The sequence below is a fragment of the Chryseobacterium sp. AC417 genome, assembly GCF_979258215.1.
This window is the reverse complement of the sequence record NZ_OZ409845.1, coordinates 610729-630247: the sequence shown is the minus strand read 5'-3', so window position 1 is coordinate 630247 and position 19519 is coordinate 610729. Positions and strand designations below refer to the sequence as shown.

Annotated in this window: 15 protein-coding genes; 13 read left to right on the top strand and 2 right to left on the bottom strand. The window is 36.3% G+C overall.

The annotated features are described in order from the left end of the window. Window positions 1–199: 199 nt before the first annotated feature. Together ACZZ9T_RS02980 and ACZZ9T_RS02975 are read left to right on the top strand one after the other, a co-directional pair. Window positions 200–1666: a DUF5687 family protein gene (locus tag ACZZ9T_RS02980; protein ID WP_463440861.1), complete on the top strand. Its 1467-nt coding sequence runs from the start codon at window positions 200–202 to the stop codon at window positions 1664–1666. Between the two features lie 4 nt (window positions 1667–1670). Next, window positions 1671–2384: an ABC transporter ATP-binding protein gene (locus ACZZ9T_RS02975; RefSeq protein WP_463429911.1), complete on the top strand. Its 714-nt coding sequence runs from the start codon at window positions 1671–1673 to the stop codon at window positions 2382–2384. 66 nt (window positions 2385–2450) lie between these two features. On the opposite strand, the gene fumC is transcribed toward ACZZ9T_RS02975, so the two are convergent. Beyond that, window positions 2451–3845, bottom strand: coding sequence for a class II fumarate hydratase (fumC, locus tag ACZZ9T_RS02970; protein WP_463440860.1), 1395 nt, complete (start codon window positions 3843–3845; stop codon window positions 2451–2453). Window positions 3846–4133: 288 nt separating this feature from the next. On the opposite strand from fumC, the gene ACZZ9T_RS02965 reads away from it, so the two are divergent. The 11 genes from ACZZ9T_RS02965 (at window position 4134) to ACZZ9T_RS02915 (ending at window position 19172) form a co-directional block, all read left to right on the top strand. Further along, on the top strand, window positions 4134–5741 hold the full coding sequence (locus tag ACZZ9T_RS02965; RefSeq protein ID WP_463440859.1) for a fumarate hydratase: 1608 nt from the start codon (window positions 4134–4136) through the stop codon (window positions 5739–5741). 182 nt (window positions 5742–5923) lie between these two features. Further along, window positions 5924–6214 (top strand): hypothetical protein, encoded by a 291-nt coding sequence (locus tag ACZZ9T_RS02960; RefSeq protein WP_463440858.1) that lies wholly within the window; start codon window positions 5924–5926, stop codon window positions 6212–6214. 305 nt (window positions 6215–6519) lie between these two features. Further along, window positions 6520–9357: an alpha-amylase family glycosyl hydrolase gene (locus ACZZ9T_RS02955; protein ID WP_463440857.1), complete on the top strand. Its 2838-nt coding sequence runs from the start codon at window positions 6520–6522 to the stop codon at window positions 9355–9357. A 101-nt stretch (window positions 9358–9458) separates the two neighbouring features. Then, window positions 9459–10544 carry a peptide chain release factor 1 gene (gene prfA, locus ACZZ9T_RS02950; RefSeq protein WP_463429907.1) on the top strand — a complete coding sequence of 362 codons (1086 nt, stop codon included), beginning with the start codon at window positions 9459–9461 and terminating at the stop codon, window positions 10542–10544. A gap of 160 nt (window positions 10545–10704) precedes the next feature. Beyond that, a complete protein-coding gene (locus tag ACZZ9T_RS02945) occupies window positions 10705–12750 on the top strand; it encodes a prolyl oligopeptidase family serine peptidase (RefSeq protein WP_463442972.1) in 2046 nt (681 codons plus the stop codon). A 460-nt stretch (window positions 12751–13210) separates the two neighbouring features. After that, window positions 13211–15340 (top strand): methylmalonyl-CoA mutase, encoded by a 2130-nt coding sequence (scpA, locus tag ACZZ9T_RS02940; RefSeq protein WP_463440856.1) that lies wholly within the window; start codon window positions 13211–13213, stop codon window positions 15338–15340. A gap of 113 nt (window positions 15341–15453) precedes the next feature. Next, complete coding sequence (locus ACZZ9T_RS02935) at window positions 15454–15960, top strand: hypothetical protein (protein WP_463440855.1); 507 nt, start codon at window positions 15454–15456, stop codon at window positions 15958–15960. Between the two features lie 85 nt (window positions 15961–16045). After that, window positions 16046–16168: a hypothetical protein gene (locus tag ACZZ9T_RS02930; RefSeq protein ID WP_463440854.1), complete on the top strand. Its 123-nt coding sequence runs from the start codon at window positions 16046–16048 to the stop codon at window positions 16166–16168. Window positions 16169–16497: 329 nt separating this feature from the next. Beyond that, window positions 16498–17889, top strand: coding sequence for an RtcB family protein (locus tag ACZZ9T_RS02925; protein ID WP_463440853.1), 1392 nt, complete (start codon window positions 16498–16500; stop codon window positions 17887–17889). An 85-nt stretch (window positions 17890–17974) separates the two neighbouring features. Next, entirely contained in the window at window positions 17975–18673 is a 699-nt protein-coding gene (gene prfH, locus ACZZ9T_RS02920; protein WP_463440852.1) for a peptide chain release factor H, read from the top strand. Then, window positions 18660–19172 carry a tetratricopeptide repeat protein gene (locus ACZZ9T_RS02915; RefSeq protein ID WP_463440851.1) on the top strand — a complete coding sequence of 171 codons (513 nt, stop codon included), beginning with the start codon at window positions 18660–18662 and terminating at the stop codon, window positions 19170–19172. The genes prfH and ACZZ9T_RS02915 overlap by 14 nt, the downstream gene beginning before the upstream one ends. 23 nt (window positions 19173–19195) lie before the next feature. On the opposite strand, the gene ACZZ9T_RS02910 is transcribed toward ACZZ9T_RS02915, so the two are convergent. Then, window positions 19196–19483, bottom strand: a complete 288-nt coding sequence (locus ACZZ9T_RS02910; RefSeq protein ID WP_463440850.1) for a cytochrome C — start codon at window positions 19481–19483, stop codon at window positions 19196–19198. Between the last annotated feature and the right edge of the window lie 36 nt (window positions 19484–19519).

The following is a 19519-nucleotide window of genomic DNA, read 5'->3' as shown; positions in this document are numbered from 1 at the left end:
TTTACTATAACCTGACTTCTGGCTCATTCCAAATCACCTCATTTTAAACAGAATAATTTTCTGATTATTGCAAATTATACCAGTTGTAACCAAACAGTTTTTATTTTATTAAGACATCTTTACCACATCGATATTCCATTTTTTGCATAAATACTGTAACAAAAACTACATTATATTTACTAATGTAAAAAAGTAAACTATGTTTGTACAGTTTCTGAGGTTAGAAATCAAAAGTTTTTTTCGTGGCAGTTCGGTTGGAGTTAATCTGGCAATGAAGATCTTCCGTTTTTTGGGAATTCTGTCGATTGTAGCATACTGTATTGGTGCGGCTTTCCTGGCTTTTTTCTTTGTTAGGAAGGAAATGGAACAGGATCCTGTCAAAGTTGTTTCAAAATTCATGATTATTTTGTGGGCGGCAGATCTTATTTTCAAATATCTTTTTCAGCAGATGTCTACGCAAAATATCAAGCCGTTTCTCACGCTTAATATTCCTAAGAAAACTTTGGTTAATTATATTTTAATCAAAACTTTTATCTCGCCACTCAGCTGGATGAATTCTTTTTTCCTGGTGACATTTACCGCCATTTGTCTTTTCAGCGGATATGGTTTTTTAGGAACTTTAGGTTGGTTTATTGCATTGTCGTTGTTGTTCTATCTTAATAATTTCATCAATATTTTGGTCAACAACAGAGAGAATGTTGCCATCGCTGTGGGAATTGTCTTTGCGGTGATCGTAGGCTTGGGATATTATAATATCATTCCTGTTTTAGAGTATTCCGAACGGTTTTTCTATTCATTTTATGCACAGCCTTATGTCGTCTTATTGCCAGTTGTGCTATTTGCAGGATTATGGTGGATCTGTTTCAGATATATTTACAAAGAATTCTATCTCGATCAGGGGTTGGAAGACAAAAAAACCTTCGGTAAAACAGAAAACATTGCTTTCCTTAATAAATATGGAGCCATCGGAAGTTTCATTAATAATGATATCAAAATGCTGAGACGAAATAAAGTTACAAAAGGCATCATTATCGGAAGTTTTATGTTTGTTTTTTACGGACTGCTAATGTTTACCTCATCTGTTTACAAAACACCTTATATGATGATGTTTATGGGTCTGTTTGTAACGGGTGGTTTTCAGTTTCTGTTTGGTCAGAGAGTGCCTTCTTTCGACAGCTCTTATTATCCGCTGATGATGACACTGAATGTTCCTTACAAAGAATATCTGAAAGCAAAATGGTGGCTCATCAATATTGTAACCGCAGTTTCGATGGTGATTGCATTGTTCTATGCATTCATAAGCTGGGAAGTGTACTTTAGTTTCTTCGCTGCCGGATTGTACAACATCGGAGTAAACTCTCAATTTACATTGTGGTCCGGAGCGTATACCAAAACGCAAATTGATCTTAATTCTAAAGAAAAAGTAATGGGGCAGAAGAACAGTTTCAACATGAAAAGTCTGCTTCTATTAATTCCTAAAATGCTTTTGCCAATGGCTGTTTTTGGAGCTACAAAATATTTCTTCGGAATGACAGCCGCTGTAATGAGTATTGCAGCTTTGGGACTGATAGGATTCTTATTCAGAGAAAAAATATTCGACATTATTGTAAAACAGTACAAAAGCGAAAAATACAGTACACTAGACGCATTCAAATCTAAAAATTAATACCATGATTACGATACATAATTTATCAAAAAAATACGGAAACGCAACGGTTCTTAATATCGAAAATCTTGAAATTCCAAAAGGAGAAACCTTCGGTTTGGTAGGGAACAACGGAGCAGGAAAAACCACTCTTTTTAGCTTAATGCTTGATTTAATACAGCCAACAACAGGTTTTGTAAGCATAGACGGAATCAAAGTCAATGAATCTGAAGCCTGGAAATCTAAAGTTGCCGCTTTCGTAGATGACACTTTTCTGATCGGATATTTGACACCTGAAGAATATTTTTATTTCATTGGGGAATTGAGAGGTCAGAACAAAGCTTCTGTAGATGAGTTTCTGAAACAGTTTCATGATCTTTTCAGTGGTGAAATCATCAACTCCGGAAAGTATGTGAGAGATTTATCCAAAGGAAACCAAAAGAAAGTAGGAATTGTAGGTGCTATCATCGGAAATCCTGAAATCGTAATCCTGGATGAGCCTTTTGCCAATCTTGATCCTTCCACACAGATTAAACTGAAGAATTTGATTAAAGAATTAGCGAAACAAAGTGGTGTTACTTTTTTAATCTCAAGTCATGATCTTGCGCATACGACTGAAGTTTGTAACAGAATTGTGGTCGTTAATAAAGGTCAGCAGGTAAAAGATATTCAAACCAATCCGGAAACGTTGAAAGATTTGGAACAGTATTTTGCAGATCAGGTGAATCAGCCGGTTTAAATTAAAAAAAGCCTCCGTGAAATACAGTTCACGGAGGTTCTATCAATTATCTAAAGTTCTAAAAATTTATTTCAGACTTCCCACCATATCTTCCGGCTTCACCCATTCATCAAATTGTTCAGAAGTTACAAAACCTAGATTTACAGCTTCTTCTTTTAATGTCGTTCCGTTTTTATGAGCAGTTTTTGCAATTTTTGCAGCATTTTCGTAACCGATATGCGTATTCAGTGCAGTTACCAGCATCAAAGATTTATCTACCAATTCTTTAATTCTTTCTTGGTTGGGCTCAATTCCAACAGCGCAATGATCATTAAATGAGATACATGCATCAGCGATTAATTGAGCCGACTGTAAAAAATTATAAGCCATCACTGGCTTGAAAACATTCAGCTCATAATTTCCCTGCGTTCCTGCAAAAGAAATCGTAGTATCGTTTCCTAAAACCTGAGCACAAACCATCGTCAAAGCTTCATTCTGTGTAGGATTTACTTTTCCTGGCATGATTGAAGAACCCGGCTCGTTTTCTGGAATGTGAATTTCCCCAATCCCAGAACGTGGTCCTGAAGCCAATAATCTGATATCCTGAGCAATTTTGTATAAAGAAACCGCTAATTGCTTTAAAGCTCCGTGAGATTCTACGATGGCATCGTGAGCCGCTAAAGCTTCAAATTTATTTTCTGCTGTTACGAATGGAAGATTAGTGAATTTAGCAATGTATTCTGCAACTTTTACATCGTAACCTTGTGGTGTATTTAAGCCGGTTCCTACTGCAGTTCCTCCTAAAGCCAATTCAGAAAGGTGTGGTAAAGTATTTTTTAAAGCTTTAATACCATAATTCAACTGAGCAACGTATCCTGAAAACTCTTGTCCCAAAGTCAGTGGAGTGGCATCCATCAAGTGTGTTCTTCCGATTTTGACGATATTTTTAAAAGCTTCTGTTTTTTCAGCTAAAGTATCTCTGAGTTTTTCAACTGCAGGAATAGTTGTTTCAACAACCTTTTTATAAGCTGCAATGTGCATTGCAGTTGGATACGTATCGTTTGAAGACTGCGATTTATTCACGTCATCATTGGCATGAACTTCAGATTTGTCACCTAAAGTTCCTCCATTGTTCACGTGAGATTTATTTGAAATCACTTCATTCACATTCATATTCGATTGTGTTCCGGAACCTGTTTGCCAAATTACCAACGGAAATTGATCATCCAGTTTGCCTTCTAAAATTTCATCGCAAACCTGGGCAATCATATCTCTTTTTCCAGCATCTAAAACCCCTAAATCTGTATTGGTAAATGCAGCTGCCTTTTTCAAATATGCAAATGCTTCAATAATTTCATGTGGCATAGAGCCTTCCGGACCAATCTTAAAATTGTTTCTTGAACGTTCGGTTTGTGCTCCCCAAAACTTATCAGCCGGAACCTGCACTTCGCCCATCGTGTCTTTTTCTATTCTGTAATTCATTGTGATTGAAATTTTATCTGTTCAGTTTTAATTTTTTATCACAAATTTTAACCACAAAAATTATCAGATCATTTTGTCATTCCGTAGGAATCTCAGCAAGTAATAAACGTAAATAGTTCAAAATGAATGAAAAAATGCGACTATTTTGGTTAAAATAAGTTTCTATAAAATTACTCAATAATAAAAAACCTCGCAATTTATAATCATTATAAATATCAATTTCAATTACTTATTTTTAATTATGTTTTTTTGAGTAAGATGTATTTTTGCACCGAAAATAAAAGTAACATGGAATTTAACTATCAGGATCCTTACCCAATTCTAAAAGACGACACGGTTTATAAAAAATTGACTTCAGAATATGTGAAAATTGAACAGCATGGCGAAAGAGAAGTTTTAACCATCGATCCTAAAGGTCTTGAGTTATTGGCAGAAGAAGCAATGGCAGACGTTTCTTTCATGCTTCGTTCTTCCCATTTGGAAAGTTTGAGGAGAATTATTGATGATCCTGAAGCTACAGATAATGACAGATTCGTTGCCTATAATTTATTACAAAATGCCGCTGTTGCTGTAGAAGGGGCACTTCCATCGTGTCAGGACACAGGAACGGCAATCGTAATGGGTAAAAAAGGTGAAAATGTTTACACGGGAGTTGATGACGGCGAATATTTAAGCAAAGGAATTTACAATACCTACCAAAAAAGAAACTTAAGATATTCTCAGGTCGTTCCTTTGAAGATGTTTGAAGAGAAAAATTCTGGTTCAAATCTTCCTGCGCAGATTGATATTTATGCTAAAAAAGGGGATTACTACGAATTTTTGTTTCTGACGAAAGGTGGAGGTTCTGCCAACAAAACTTTCTTATATCAAAAAACAAAATCTTTACTGAACGAAAAATCTCTTGAAGCTTTTGTAAGAGAGAGAATTTCAGACTTGGGAACAGCGGCTTGTCCGCCTTATCATTTAGCGTTGGTAATTGGTGGAACTTCGGCTGAAGCAAATTTAGCAGCGGTAAAAAAAGCATCAGCAAAATATTATGACAATCTTCCTACTGAAGGAAATGAAGCGGGACAGGCTTTCAGAGATCTGGAATGGGAGGCAAAAGTTCAGAAAATCTGTCAGGAAAGTGCAATCGGTGCTCAGTTTGGTGGAAAATATTTAACACATGATGTGAGAGTGATCAGATTGCCTCGTCATGCGGCTTCTTGCCCGGTCGGTATGGGAGTTTCCTGTTCGGCTGACAGAAATATTAAAGGTAAGATCACCAAAGAAGGTATTTTCTTAGAACAACTGGAGCAAGATCCTAAAAGATTTTTACCCGCAACACCGCCACATTTAGAAGCAGCGGTTGATATTGATCTGAATAAACCAATGCCGGAAATTTTGGCTGAACTTTCTAAATATCCTATCAAAACAAGATTAAAATTGAATGGAACCTTGATCGTTGCAAGAGATATTGCTCACGCAAAAATCAAAGAATTATTAGATGCAGGACAACCAATGCCTGAATATTTCAAAAATCACCCGATCTATTACGCAGGACCTGCAAAAACTCCGGAAGGAATGGCGTCAGGAAGTTTCGGTCCAACTACGGCCGGAAGAATGGATGTATATGTTGACGAATTCCAAAGTCATGGCGGCAGTATGGTTATGCTGGCAAAAGGAAACAGAACCACTGATGTTACCAATGCCTGTCATAAATACGGAGGTTTCTACATCGGTTCGATAGGCGGTCCGGCTGCAATTTTAGCTAAAGAAAATATTCTGTCGGTTGAGGTAGTAGATTTTCCGGAATTAGGTATGGAAGCAGTAAGAAAAATTGAAGTAAAAGATTTCCCCGCATTCATTATTACTGATGATAAAGGAAATGACTTCTTCGCAAATCTTGCTCATTAAAATTTTAAGTTTGAAAGTTACATGTAAGAATTTTAGAGTAGCAACTGTAGTCTAAAATCTAAAATCTAACATCTAACATCTCAATAATTAGTTTAAAATAAAAACAAATTGCAAAATTTGGGTTCTATATCTTTTGATGAAAAAGAAAAAAATCCTATTTTTGCCTAAAATCTATAAGAAAGATGATGTTATCAGCATTTTGGCCGTTTTATCAGTTCCTTTGGACAATTTACTTTGTTACAATGTTCCTAGTGGGATTCTGGTGTATTTTTATGTTTTTTGGTTTCGTTATCCCATTGTGGTTAACAGAAGGTTTGAAAGAATATTTTGGTAAGGTAAAGCCTTTCGATCCTGAAGATATCAGAAGAAAACTAATTACCGAGCAGGAAGGTGTTGAAGTAATCTTCAACCAGCCTAAAGGTCACGGTCCTTTATTACACGATAGCCACGGGCACGACCACGGACATCATTAATGAATGTCATCGCTTTTTCACCTTAATTCTGGAAAAGTGATATCATAGCAAAACAACATATATAAAACCACTGATTTTATCGGTGGTTTCTCTTTTCTAGAGAATTCATACAAGCGTTTCTTTTTTCACCAGATATATTATTCTTTTATTAATCATGATTAAAAGTTTTAAACCAAAAGATTCTTGTATTCTAAAGGCTTTCACAGAAGCAGAGTTTTTCAGAATAGTATTTGATGAATAGTAATCTCAAAAAAATATTCATAAAATTGCAGTATTTGTTTTATATTTAACAAAAAAATATTCATATGAAGAAACTATATTCGTTATTTTTGGTATTTATTGCTGTCTGCGTTTTTGGGCAAATAAGCTACACAATTTCACCAAATCCTTTTAATGAGACCGATCAGATTACTTTATCTGTTCCCGGAAATCAGATAGACGAAACTGCTTGGGGAGTTGCCAACAATGCAATCTATATCTGGACTTGGTCACTAGATCAGAGCTATGCGAACAGCCAGGATTGCCCTACTAACGGAAGCTGGACAAATTCTAATGAGTTAAATAAACTGGCCTACAATTCAGTTACAGACACGTATTCTTTAACGTTTACTCCTACTTCATTTTATGGACGTACAGGAATTGGCAGATTTGGCTTTTTACTTAAAACTAAAACAGGAAACCATCAGACATCACCCGATATTTTTGTGAATGTAGGAACATTAAATTTAAATTTAACAAACCCAGCTGCAAACAGCCTCACATCAGTTCCTACAGGAAATGCAATAAATATTACTGCTACGACAAACATTAATGCAACGTTTCAGTTAAAGGCAAATGGTACAGTTGTACATTCTACTTCAACGCCTTCCAATTCATATACTTATAGTTATACAGTAACTGCAGATGCAGACATGGAACTGATTTCTACTGCAAATGGAACTATAAAAAATGCAACATTCACTTTGCAGGTTCCTAGAAATGTAGTTTCTCAGGCAATTCCGAGCTGGATCAGACAGGGAATCAATTATAATCCTGCGGACAATACAAAAGTTGGTTTGGCTTTGTATGCTCCATTTAAGAGTTTCGTTCATGTGATCGGAAGTTTCAACAACTGGGCGGTGAATGATGCCTATCTAATGAAAAGAGACACCACAAATCCTGATTTGTACTGGATCGAACTAAGCGGATTAACTCCTCAGCAATTATATACTTTCCAATACAGAACCAATGATCTGAAAAAAGTGGCAGATCCTTTTTCTCCTCAGATTTTGTCGTCTTATGATGATCAGTATATTTCTGCAGCCACCTATCCTAATTTACCTGCATTTCCGGCCGGACAAGGCTTTGAAGTGTCTACTTTCACAACAGGACAGACAGCCTATAATTGGCAGGTTACCAACTTTACAAGACCCAATAAAGATAATTTAATTATCTATGAGTTACTCTTAAGAGATTTTACACAGGAAAAAAACTGGCAGTCATTAATTAATAAGATAAATTATCTTAAAGATTTAAAAATCAATGCGATTGAACTGATGCCAATTATGGAATTTGAAGGGAATCTTTCTTGGGGATATAACACATCCTTCCATTATGCTTTAGATAAAGCGTACGGAACTCCTGAAAAATTCAAAGAATTTGTAGATGTATGCCATCAAAACGGTATTGCGGTTATTTTAGATGTAGCATTTAATCATGCTACAGGAAGATCACCTTTGGTAAGACTTTGGAATGTAGATCCTGATGGAGACGGTTACGGAGACGTTGCTGCAAATAATCCTTATTTTAATACCGTTCCAAAGCATTCTTATAATGTTTTTAATGATTTTAACCATACCAGTTCAGCAACAAAATATTATGTTGAAAGAACATTACAACAATGGTTAACAGAATATAAAGTTGACGGCTTTCGTTGGGATTTAACCAAAGGTTTTACTCAAAATTGTTCTGCAAATGATGAAGCATGTACCAATGCTTACCAGCAAGACAGAGTAGATATTCTAAAAGCGTATGCAGATCAACAGTGGGCAATCGATCCAAATTCTTATATGATCTTTGAACATTTAGGAACAGATGCAGAAGAGCAGCAATGGGCAAATTACAGAGTGGCAGAAGGAAAAGGGGTAATGCTTTGGAATAACCAGAACGGATCTTACAACCAAAATACAATGGGATATAGCCAAAACAGCAATTTTGACAGAATGGATCATGAACTTCACGGGTTTACCAATATGCATGGTGTGGGTTATGGTGAAAGCCATGATGAAGAAAGGTTAATGTTTAAAAATCTTGCATATGGTGCTGTAAACGGAACTTATAATGTAACGAATCTGAATACCTCTTTAGAAAGAATGAAAACTTTCGGTGCTACATTTTTCACTATTCCCGGGCCAAAGATGATTTGGCAGTTTGGAGAATTGGGATATGAATTCAGCATCAACAGATGTGCAGATGGAACAATTAATAACAATTGTCGTACAGACGAAAAACCTGTTGCTTTCACTTTGGGTTATGATACGAATACAAACAGAAAAGCTATTTATAATACTTGGGCGCAGATTATTAATATTAGAAACGCACATCCTGTTTTCAGATCTAAAACTTACACAGTAGAATCAAATAACTTAACGAACGATCCGAACGGCCTTATTACAAGAATTTATATTTATGATCCTCTATTAGCAGCAGGCGTGAAAAATGTGGTTGTATTAGCAAATTACGATACTTCGGCTAAAAACGTAGTTCCTTATTTTCCTTTTACTGGTCAATGGCAAAACTTGATGGATAATTCAACTTTTAATGTAGCTTCAACTACAGCTCCCATCACACTTCAACCAGGAGAATTTAGAATCTACGGAAATCCTTTCACGACTTTATCTACAGCTGAGGAAAATTTAGATAAAAGATTATCGCTTCAGATTGCAGATAATCCTGTGAAAAACGGTTTGGCTAAATTGATTTATCACAAAGCCAAAAACGGAGAAATCTCCATTTATGACATGAGTGGTAAGAAAATGGATTCATTTAAATTAAAAAATGAAGACGGAACCTATGAATTAAAAGCAAATTATCCCGCAGGAACCTATCTTGTTCATCTAAAAACAAGTAACGGAGTTGCCATTCAGAAAATGATTGTTCAATAAATCTTAATTCCAAATATCAAATTGAAATTTACAAAAGCTCATGAAAATGAGCTTTTTTTATTAATCATCAAATCCGTATCTTTGCATACTAAATTTTTAATATGTCTAAGTCATTAATTCCAAAATTAGAAGCTATAAAACAAAGATATAATGAGGTTGCAGACCTTATTATACAGCCAGACGTAATTTCGGATCAGAAAAAATATTCTTCATTAAATAAAGAATACAGCGATTTAGGAAAAATTGTACATGTTTACAATCAATATAAAGGTGCTTTAGATAATATCGCAGAATCTGAAGAAATCATCGCAGATGGTTCAGACAGAGACTTAGTTGATATGGCTAAAGAAGAAAAAGTAGAAGCCCAGGCAAAACTTCCCGGTTTAGAAGAAGAATTGAAAGTTCTTTTGATCCCAAAAGATCCTGCCGACGACAAAAATGTAATTGTGGAGCTTCGTGCCGGTACAGGTGGTGATGAAGCAGCAATCTTCGTGGAAGATGTTTACAGAGCCTATTCTATGTTTTTTAAAACCAAAGGATGGAAGCATGAAATCACTGATTCTAATGAAGCAGCGAAAGGTTATAAAGAACTTATTTTAAAAATTGAAGGGGACGGCGTTTATGGCATTATGAAATTCGAATCCGGAGTTCACCGTGTACAGCGTGTTCCCGAAACTGAATCTCAGGGCAGAGTACACACTTCTGCAATTACCGTGGCTGTTTTACCTGAAGCTGAAGAAATTGATTTTGAATTAAATCCTGCAGATATCGAAATGCAGACTTCTCGTTCAGGAGGAGCAGGTGGACAAAACGTAAACAAGGTAGAAACCAAAGTACAGTTGACGCACAAACCTTCAGGAATGGTGGTTGTTTGTCAACAAGCTCGTTCTCAGTTGGCAAACCGGGAATTGGCAATGGAAATGCTTCGTACCAAATTATACGATATTGAAGTTCAGAAATCTGTCGGAGATATTGCTGCACAGCGTAAATCGATGGTTTCTACCGGAGACCGTTCTGCGAAAATTAAAACCTACAACTATCCGCAGGGAAGAGTGACCGATCACAGAATCAACAAGTCTATGTACAATCTTGATGCATACATGAATGGTGATATTTCTGAAATGATTGATGCAGTAATCATGGCAGAAAATGCTGAGAAAATGAAAGGAGAAGAAGAAAATTATTAATTTTTTTTATCTTTAAAATATTGTAAAGCTTCTGAGAAATCGGAAGTTTTTTTTATTCCCACAACTTTCCTTAAATTTGAGAAAATCCATCACAATGAATTTCAAACCAATCTTATTAACGGCTGGAGTATTATTTTCAGCTACTTTTTATGCTCAAAAAATGAATTATCCTAAAGCTATAAAAGGAGATCAGACCGATACTTATTTTGGAACTGCCGTTGCAGATCCGTACAGAGATTTAGAAAACGATTCTGAACCAACCAAAAAATGGGTAGATGAAGAAGTTGCTTATAGTCAGAATTATTTATCTAAAATTCCTTTCAGAGAACAGATCAAAAAACAATTAACAGACATCTGGAATTACGAAAAAATTGGTGCACCTTTCAAAGAAGGAGATTACACATATTATTATAAAAACAACGGACTTCAGGCGCAGTCGGTGTTATACAGGACTGATAATAAAACAAAAACTACAGAAGTATTTTTAGATCCGAATAAATTTTCCGAGAAAGGAACAACTTCTCTTTCCGGTTTATCTTTCAATAAAAAAGGAAACTTAGCAGCATATTCGATCTCAGAAGGTGGTAGCGACTGGAACAAAATCATCATCATTGATGCAATTACAAAAAAACAAATCGATGAAACAATTGTAGATGTAAAGTTCAGTGGAATTTCTTGGTTAGGCGATGAAGGCTTTTACTATTCTAGCTACGACAAACCAAAAGAGGGAACTGTATTGTCAGGAATGACCGATAAGCATAAAGTTTACTATCATAAATTAGGAACAAAGCAATCTGCCGATCAGTTGATTTTTGGGGGAGACAAAACTCCGAGAAGATATTTAGGGGCGGGAGTTTCTGAAGACCAGAGATATTTGATCATTTCCGCAGCCAATGCTACCAATGGAAACGAACTGTATATAAAAGATTTGAAAAACGGTGGCGACTTCATTCAGATCAATAAAGGATTTGACATCAATGTGAATGTTGTAGATACAGAAGGCGATAATCTTTTCATTTTTACCGATAAAGATGCTCCAAATATGCGTTTGGTAAAAACAAGTATCCAAAATCCTTCTCCGGAAACTTGGAAAGACGTAATCCCTGAAACAGAAAATGTATTATCAATTTCCGGCGGTGGCGGTTACTTTTTTGCGACATACATGGTGGATGCGATTGATAAAGTAAAACAGTTTGACAAAACAGGGAAGCAAATCAGAGAAATTACACTTCCCGGAAAAGGTAATGTTTCAGGATTTGGCGGTAAAGAAAAAGAGAAGGAAATGTATTACTCTTTCAGCAATTACATCACACCGGGAACGACTTACAAATTTAATGCAGATTCCGGGAAATCTGAGGTTTACCAAAAGCCTAAGGTGAAATTTAATCCTGAAGATTATGTTTCCGAGCAGGTTTTCTATACATCAAAAGACGGAACAAAAGTTCCGATGATGATTAATTATAAAAAGGGAACTAAGCTTGACGGTAAAAACCCAACAATTCTTTATTCTTACGGAGGTTTCAATATCAGTTTGCAGCCGTCTTTCTCTGTAGTTAATGCGATCTGGATGGAAAATGGCGGAATTTATGCCGTTCCAAACATCCGAGGTGGAGGAGAATATGGAAAAAAATGGCATGATGCAGGAACGAAAATGCAGAAAAAAAATGTATTTGATGACTTCGTCGCAGCTGGAGAATATTTGCAGAATAAAGGCTATACTTCAAAAGAATTTATGGCACTTTCCGGAAGGTCAAATGGCGGATTGTTGGTGGGTGCAACCATGACAATGCGTCCCGATTTGGCTAAAGTTGCCTTTCCTGGAGTTGGTGTTTTAGATATGTTAAGATACAATAAGTTTACCGCAGGTGCAGGTTGGTCTTATGATTATGGCACTGCAGAAGATAACAAAGAAATGTTTGATTATTTGAAATCATATTCGCCGGTTCATAATGTAAAAGCAGGAACTTGCTATCCGTCAACGATGATTATTACAAGCGATCATGATGATAGAGTAGTTCCCGCACATTCATTCAAATTTGGAGCTGAGCTGCAGGAAAAGCAGAAATGTGCAAACCCTATTTTAGTGAGAATTGAAAAAAATGCAGGTCACGGAGCAGGAAGAGCGACCGATCAGGTCATCAGCGAAAACGCAGATCTTATTTCTTTTGCGTTGTATGAAATGGGGATTAGAAAGCTTGGGAAATAATCACTAAAGATAATTTTAATGAATTTTATTAAGTTGAATGTTTTTCTGATTATCCGTAATTTGTAATAAATTGAAAATCCTTTGTGATCTTTGCTAAGTGGAACGCCTTTGCGAACTTATAAACAGTTAGGAGTCAAAAACCTTTACGTACTTTGCGTTAAAATTTAGTAATATGAAATAAAGCGGACCATCATAAATATTTTGAAATCTTTTATGAGATCAAAATTAGAAAGCGAAGTTGTAGCAATACAATTTCGCTTTTTGTATTAACCGGTGAAAGTTCTAGGGAATAATTTAGTAGAGAATAGGATTAAATCCTATCTATTTTCAGAATAATTTAAAAATAAAAAGTTGTTAAAAACATTATTTTAAAACATCTAATGTATTTATTTCCTGTTGAAAATCAATCACAAAACATTAATCCAAAAATGCTTATTTTTAAAATCTTAAATCCGAACTCATGAGAAGGGAAATTCAAAATAAAAATCCCCAATTTACAATATCAGAAAAGCATCTGGAAGTGTATCCGTTTGAAAAAGATGGTTTAGAACTAAAATCATCTTACACGAAACAAGATGTTAAAGATGAATCTCTTACAAAAACAACACCGGGAATTGCACCTTTTTTAAGAGGCCCATATTCAACAATGTATGTTCAGAAACCATGGACAGTGCGTCAATACGCAGGTTTTTCAACAGCTGAGGAATCTAATGCTTTTTACAGAAGAAACTTAGCAGCCGGACAAAAAGGGCTTTCTGTAGCCTTCGATTTGGCGACTCACAGAGGATATGATTCAGATCACGCAAGAGTTGTCGGCGATGTTGGAAAAGCCGGTGTTGCAATTGATTCTGTGGAGGATATGAAGATTTTATTTAATGAAATTCCGTTAGATGAAATTTCGGTTTCGATGACGATGAACGGAGCGGTTTTACCGATTTTATCATTTTATATTGTTGCCGCAGAAGAACAGGGTGTTTCTCAGGATTTACTTTCGGGAACCATTCAGAATGATATTTTAAAGGAGTTTATGGTGAGAAATACCTACATTTATCCGCCAACACCTTCCATGAAAATCATTGCCGATATTTTTGAATATACTTCTAAAAATATTCCGAAATTCAATTCGATTTCTATTTCAGGGTATCATATGCAGGAAGCGGGAGCAACGCCGGTTTTGGAAATGGCTTACACCCTTGCAGATGGTTTGGAATATGTAAGAACCGGGATAAAAGCAGGAATGAATGTTGATGATTTTGCGCCAAGATTGTCTTTTTTCTGGGCAATCGGGATGAATCACTTTATGGAAATCGCTAAAATGCGTGCTGCAAGATATATTTGGGCTGAGCTTTTAAAGCAATTTAATCCTCAAAATCCAAAATCTCTGGCGCTAAGAACTCATTCTCAGACTTCCGGTTGGTCATTGACTGAACAAGAGCCATTTAATAATATTACCAGAACCGCCATTGAAGCCTTATCTTCAGCTTTGGGAGGAACGCAATCTCTACATACAAACGCTCTGGATGAAGCCATTGCTTTACCAACAGATTATTCAGCAAAAATTGCAAGAAATACTCAAATTATTTTACAGCAGGAAAGTGGGATTTGTGATGTCGTTGATCCGATGGGCGGAAGCAATTTGGTCGAAAGTCTTACACAGCAGATGATTGAAGAAGCAATGAAATTTATTGATGAGGTTGAAAAAGAAGGCGGAATGACCAAAGCCATCGAAGCAGGAATTCCGAAAATGAGAATTGAAGAAGCTTCAGCAGTAAAGCAAGCCAAAATTGACAGCGGAGAAGAATTTATCATTGGGGTCAATTCTTTTAAATCAGGGTTGAAACAAATGCAATTGGAGATTTTAGATATTGATAACACAGAAGTTCGAAGAAAACAGATTGAAAGATTAGAATTCATAAAAGCAGAAAGAAATAAGGAAGCTGTTGAAGAAATCTTAAACAGAATTCGTGAGAGCGCAAAAACAGGACATGGAAATCTATTGGCTTTATGCATCGAAGCGGCTCGCAGAAGAGTTACTTTAGGTGAAATGAGTGATGCCATGGAAGAAACTTTTGGACGTTACAAAGCTAATATCAGGACGATACAAGGAGTTTATGCTATGAATGCAGGTAAGAATGAATATTTTGGTAAAGCACTTTTGCTTACCCAGAAATTTGAAGAAGAAGAAGGCCGCCGCCCGAGAATTATGGTGGCAAAAATGGGACAGGATGGTCATGACCGTGGAGCAAAAGTGGTTGCAACTGCCTTTGCTGATATGGGATTTGATGTGGATGTTGCACCGTTGTTTCAAACGCCGGAAGAGGTTGCAAAACAGGCTGTAGAAAATGATATTCATATTTTAGGAGTATCTTCTTTGGCTGCAGGCCACAAAACGTTGGTTCCGCAGGTTGTTGAAGAATTAAAAAAACTCGGAGCAGAAGATATTACGATTGTCGTGGGTGGAGTAATTCCACAGCAGGATTATGAATTTTTGTATGCCAATGGCGCAGATTTTATTTTCGGTCCCGGAACCAATTTGCCAAAATGTGCAGTCGATATTTTGAATAGATTCTTAGACGAAACAACAAAATAAATGATATAGTGGTCACTCAACTTTAACCTGTTGTTTTAAATTTAAGTTAAGACAGACCAGAAATTTCTTTTTTGCACGGCATTTGTACTGTAAGTCATAACAAAATATTAATTATGGCTTATACAGTAATTTCAGTATTTCCGGCAACTGTTGATACAGAGGAAATCAAATCAGAATTAAAAAATCAGGGATTTAACGAAGAAGATATTATTGTTTCAAAATCTAAATTTGAAAATGAATCTTCAGATGATGATTATCGGACTGACGAAAGAACAACAGGCTTTTGGAATCATATTTTCGCAAATGAGAACGAAATGTTAGATGCTTACAGCAGAGAAAGTGTGGGCAAAATCAATGTAGTTGTTTATGCTCCTGATATTGATGCTGCTCAGCGCGCAAAGGCTGCTTTAAATGATAAAGGTGCAATTGAGGTCCAGCGAAGACAGGCTGAAGATCGGCAAAACACGCAAGCCAACACTTCCGGCCTTCCTGAAGATGTGTACAACGGCATCATTGCCAAAGCAAAACACAATCTTTATTTTTTAGGCTCTGAAAGAACATACAGTTCCCCGACCAAAGGAATGAACGATGAAATGGATAGTTTGGGTTCCAAAGATTAATCTCAACAATAAATAAAATACCTGAATAAGAAATTGTTCAGGTATTTTTTGGTAAAAATTTGCATATTCAGAAAAATGTATATCTTTGCATCTGAAAATCAAGTTCAACCAACAAAAAAACAACGAAGCAATGTTCAAATACAATCAACATACATCAGTAGGATTGCCTTTTGCAAAGGCGAGGCTTCGTGGTTTGGTACATTCTTAGAACAACAGTATAATGAAATATCAAAACCCGAAGTCGTAAGATTTCGGGTTTTTTATTGCGCAATATTTCAAACTCAAAACAGTTTTCCCGAAATCATTTTTATCAGGAGCTTAATCCCGCTGTCCACTGTATCTTTTTTGCCCTCGCTTTTCCAGCCAAAGCAAAAAAAGGATGCCGTTTCCATCGGGGCTAGGAACTACAACTCCAAATCAACATTTGTCATAAAATTATTGTGACAAAAAAACCAACTAAATATTTAGTTGAAATAATATTCGATGCGGGAATGTCTAACATGTCGTGTCTAATATCTAACATCTTATTTAAAAACAATGGGAAATTTAAAACTAAAAGGAAAAGATATATTAAAATTAGGATATCCAAACAATCAGAGCGTCAACATCGCTTTGGAAGTGATGAAAAGAAATTTTGCAACCAAAAATATTCATTATGTAAAATCTCTTTTAAAGGAAATCCAGCAAAATCCTGAGAAATTCGATAATGATTTAACATTCGGACAAATTGCGGAAGCGCTTCTTTCATCCAGAAAAACAGAGAAAAGAATGCTCAACACCAACCGGGCCTCTTTCCAGATTTTCGGAAACAACATTTCTGAAGAAGCAAAAAACCAGCTGTATACCGCTTTGAAACTTCCGATCTCAACTCAGGGAGCTTTAATGCCCGATGCACACAGCGGTTACGGACTTCCAATCGGCGGAGTTCTCGCCGTAGAAAATGCTGTGATTCCGTACGGAGTCGGGATGGATATTGGCTGCAGAATGAGCCTGAATATTTTGGATACACCTGTTTCATATCTTGACGGCGCAAGAGATAAATATGAGAAAGCTCTTGCCGAGCATACAAAATTCGGAATGTATGAAACGCACAAATCTCATGTCGAGCACGAAATTTTCGACAGGGATACTTTCAATTTAATTCCGATTTTGAGAAGATTAAAAGGAAAAGCCATCAAACAAATGGGAAGTTCCGGCGGCGGAAATCACTTTGTGGAATTTGGGGAAGTTGAAATTACGGAAGAAGATAAACAAATCAATCTTCCAAAAGGAAAATATCTCGGAATCCTTTCGCATAGCGGTTCTCGTGGATTGGGAGCAGAAATCGCACAGTATTATTCAAGAGTTGCGACAGAACAATGTCCGTTGCCGAAAGAAGCACAAAACTTCGCCTGGCTGGATTTGAACACGCATCTTGGGTTAGAATACTGGACGGCAATGAATTTGGCAGGAGATTATGCTTCAGCCTGTCACGACGATATTCACAGACGATTGGTGAAGGCAGTGGGCGGACGAGTAAAAGCCAGAATCGAAAATCATCACAACTTTGCGTGGAAAGAAATCCACAACGGAAAAGAAGTGATTGTTCACAGAAAAGGAGCCACTCCGGCCAACGAAAATGAGTTGGGAATGATTCCCGGATCAATGACGGCAAAAGGTTTTATCGTTCGAGGAAAAGGAAATCCAGAATCGCTGAACTCGGCGTCGCACGGTGCAGGAAGGGCTTTTTCGAGAGGAGAATGCAGAAACCGTTTCACTCAAAATGACATGAAGAAAGAATTAAAATTAAAGAATGTCACTTTAATGGGTGGAAATGCCGAAGAAGCACCGATGGCGTACAAAGACATCAATGAAGTGATGAGCGCTCAAAGTGAATTGGTAGATATTCTCGGGACTTTCCAACCTAGAATTGTGAGGATGGATAAGTAATTGGGTTGTTAGTTTTTGGTTGATGGTTGTTAGAATTTTTAACGCCATCAACTGACAACCATCAACCGACAACAAATTAAAAACAATGGACAAAATAATACAAATAACCTCAGGAAGAGGACCTTTAGAATGTCAATGGGTAGTTGCCAAAGTTCTGAAGGTTTTCCTTGAGGAAGCAAAAAATAACACAATAGATTACGAAATCATTCACCGTGAAAATGGCGATGAAAATCTGACTTTGAAATCTGCAACTCTCCTTTTAAAAGGCAAAAATTTAAATGAATTTCTTACAACCTGGCTCGGAAGCATTTTATGGATTGGAAAAAGCACTTTTAGAAAATTCCATAAAAGAAGCAACTGGTTTATCGGAATTTTTGAACTGGAAGGATTGGAGAAAATTGAATTTAATGAAAAAGAAATTCAGTTTCAGACAGCGAGAAGTCAGGGAAGTGGCGGACAAAACGTGAATAAGGTAGAAACCGCCGTTCGTGCAACATATCCGAAAACCGGGCAAAGTGTTTTCGTACAGGATTCCCGTTCGCAATTGGAGAACAAGAAAATTTCAATGATCAGACTAAAAGAAAAAGTGATGGAATTTCATATTCAGCAATTGGAAAAACAAATGCAGGAAACGTGGAATAACCATTTGAATGTTCAGAGAGGTAACCCGATCCGAATATTTTCTGGAACTGATTTTAAAAAGAATCATCAGGAAAAATCTTTTAAAAAAGAAAGAAATCAACTGAAAAATGAATTAAAAAACTACAGAAATGACCTTAACTAAAAGTAAATATTATTTCGAAGCTTTGGATAATTATCCTTACAGCTTGCCGGATTGCCTGGAAGCGTTGAATTATGCGCTTTCTTACGATCCTGAAGATGCAGACAGCCTGTGTCTGATGGGAAGGATTTATAGTGAAATGCTTATTGATTACGAAAAAGCAAAACTCTATTTCGAGGAAGCAATGCAATGTGATGTTACGAATCTTAACACACCAAAATATTATATCAAATGTCTTTTGGATAATGAAGATTTGCAGGAAGCTGAAAAACTGATTCAATATTCCCTCAAAATAAAAGGGATTGATAAAGCAACGATTTGGTTTTTCAGATCTTTGCTGTCAGAAAAAAGGGGAAGTTTTCCCAATGCTTTAAAGTTTTTAAATGAAGCTGCAAAGTATTGCTTTACATTGCACAGTCTTGATGTTTTAAAAGAGCGTAAGAAGTTTATTAAATCTAAAATGCCCAACAAAAGATCTAAAAACAAGAAGGAGACGAAATAAGTCTCCTTTTTTGTTTTTAAAGATTATTTCTTATTTACAGAAATCAAGTAATCGTAAACCATTTGGTGTTGCTCATCATTCAATTTGGCTTTAGGAGCCATTCTGCTCAGAGTTTTGATCCAGCCTTGATCATCATGTTTTGCAGGATCCGGTAGCTTGTGACACTTGTTGCAGGAGTTTTCAAAAATGGTTTGTCCCTGCGCTAATTGTTCAGAGGCAGTATATTTTGGTCCAGTGACGGCTGTGCTTTTTGGTCCGCACGATACCAGGAAAGCCGAACCCAGGATCATACTTAAAACTAACTTTTTCATATTATTATTTTTTGGTGAAATGAAATGATTGATCTG

What these genes read in the sequence shown, in the direction of transcription:
- ACZZ9T_RS02980 (WP_463440861.1), top strand. Translation starts at nt 200, where the DNA reads ATGTTTGTACAGTTTCTGAGGTTAGAAATCAAAAGTTTTTTTCGTGGC.
- ACZZ9T_RS02975 (WP_463429911.1), top strand. Translation starts at nt 1,671, where the DNA reads ATGATTACGATACATAATTTATCAAAAAAATACGGAAACGCAACGGTT.
- fumC (WP_463440860.1), bottom strand. Translation starts at nt 3,845, where the DNA reads ATGAATTACAGAATAGAAAAAGACACGATGGGCGAAGTGCAGGTTCCG.
- ACZZ9T_RS02965 (WP_463440859.1), top strand. Translation starts at nt 4,134, where the DNA reads ATGGAATTTAACTATCAGGATCCTTACCCAATTCTAAAAGACGACACG.
- ACZZ9T_RS02960 (WP_463440858.1), top strand. Translation starts at nt 5,924, where the DNA reads ATGATGTTATCAGCATTTTGGCCGTTTTATCAGTTCCTTTGGACAATT.
- ACZZ9T_RS02955 (WP_463440857.1), top strand. Translation starts at nt 6,520, where the DNA reads ATGAAGAAACTATATTCGTTATTTTTGGTATTTATTGCTGTCTGCGTT.
- prfA (WP_463429907.1), top strand. Translation starts at nt 9,459, where the DNA reads ATGTCTAAGTCATTAATTCCAAAATTAGAAGCTATAAAACAAAGATAT.
- ACZZ9T_RS02945 (WP_463442972.1), top strand. Translation starts at nt 10,705, where the DNA reads ATGAATTATCCTAAAGCTATAAAAGGAGATCAGACCGATACTTATTTT.
- scpA (WP_463440856.1), top strand. Translation starts at nt 13,211, where the DNA reads ATGAGAAGGGAAATTCAAAATAAAAATCCCCAATTTACAATATCAGAA.
- ACZZ9T_RS02935 (WP_463440855.1), top strand. Translation starts at nt 15,454, where the DNA reads ATGGCTTATACAGTAATTTCAGTATTTCCGGCAACTGTTGATACAGAG.
- ACZZ9T_RS02925 (WP_463440853.1), top strand. Translation starts at nt 16,498, where the DNA reads ATGGGAAATTTAAAACTAAAAGGAAAAGATATATTAAAATTAGGATAT.
- prfH (WP_463440852.1), top strand. Translation starts at nt 17,975, where the DNA reads ATGGACAAAATAATACAAATAACCTCAGGAAGAGGACCTTTAGAATGT.
- ACZZ9T_RS02915 (WP_463440851.1), top strand. Translation starts at nt 18,660, where the DNA reads ATGACCTTAACTAAAAGTAAATATTATTTCGAAGCTTTGGATAATTAT.
- ACZZ9T_RS02910 (WP_463440850.1), bottom strand. Translation starts at nt 19,483, where the DNA reads ATGAAAAAGTTAGTTTTAAGTATGATCCTGGGTTCGGCTTTCCTGGTA.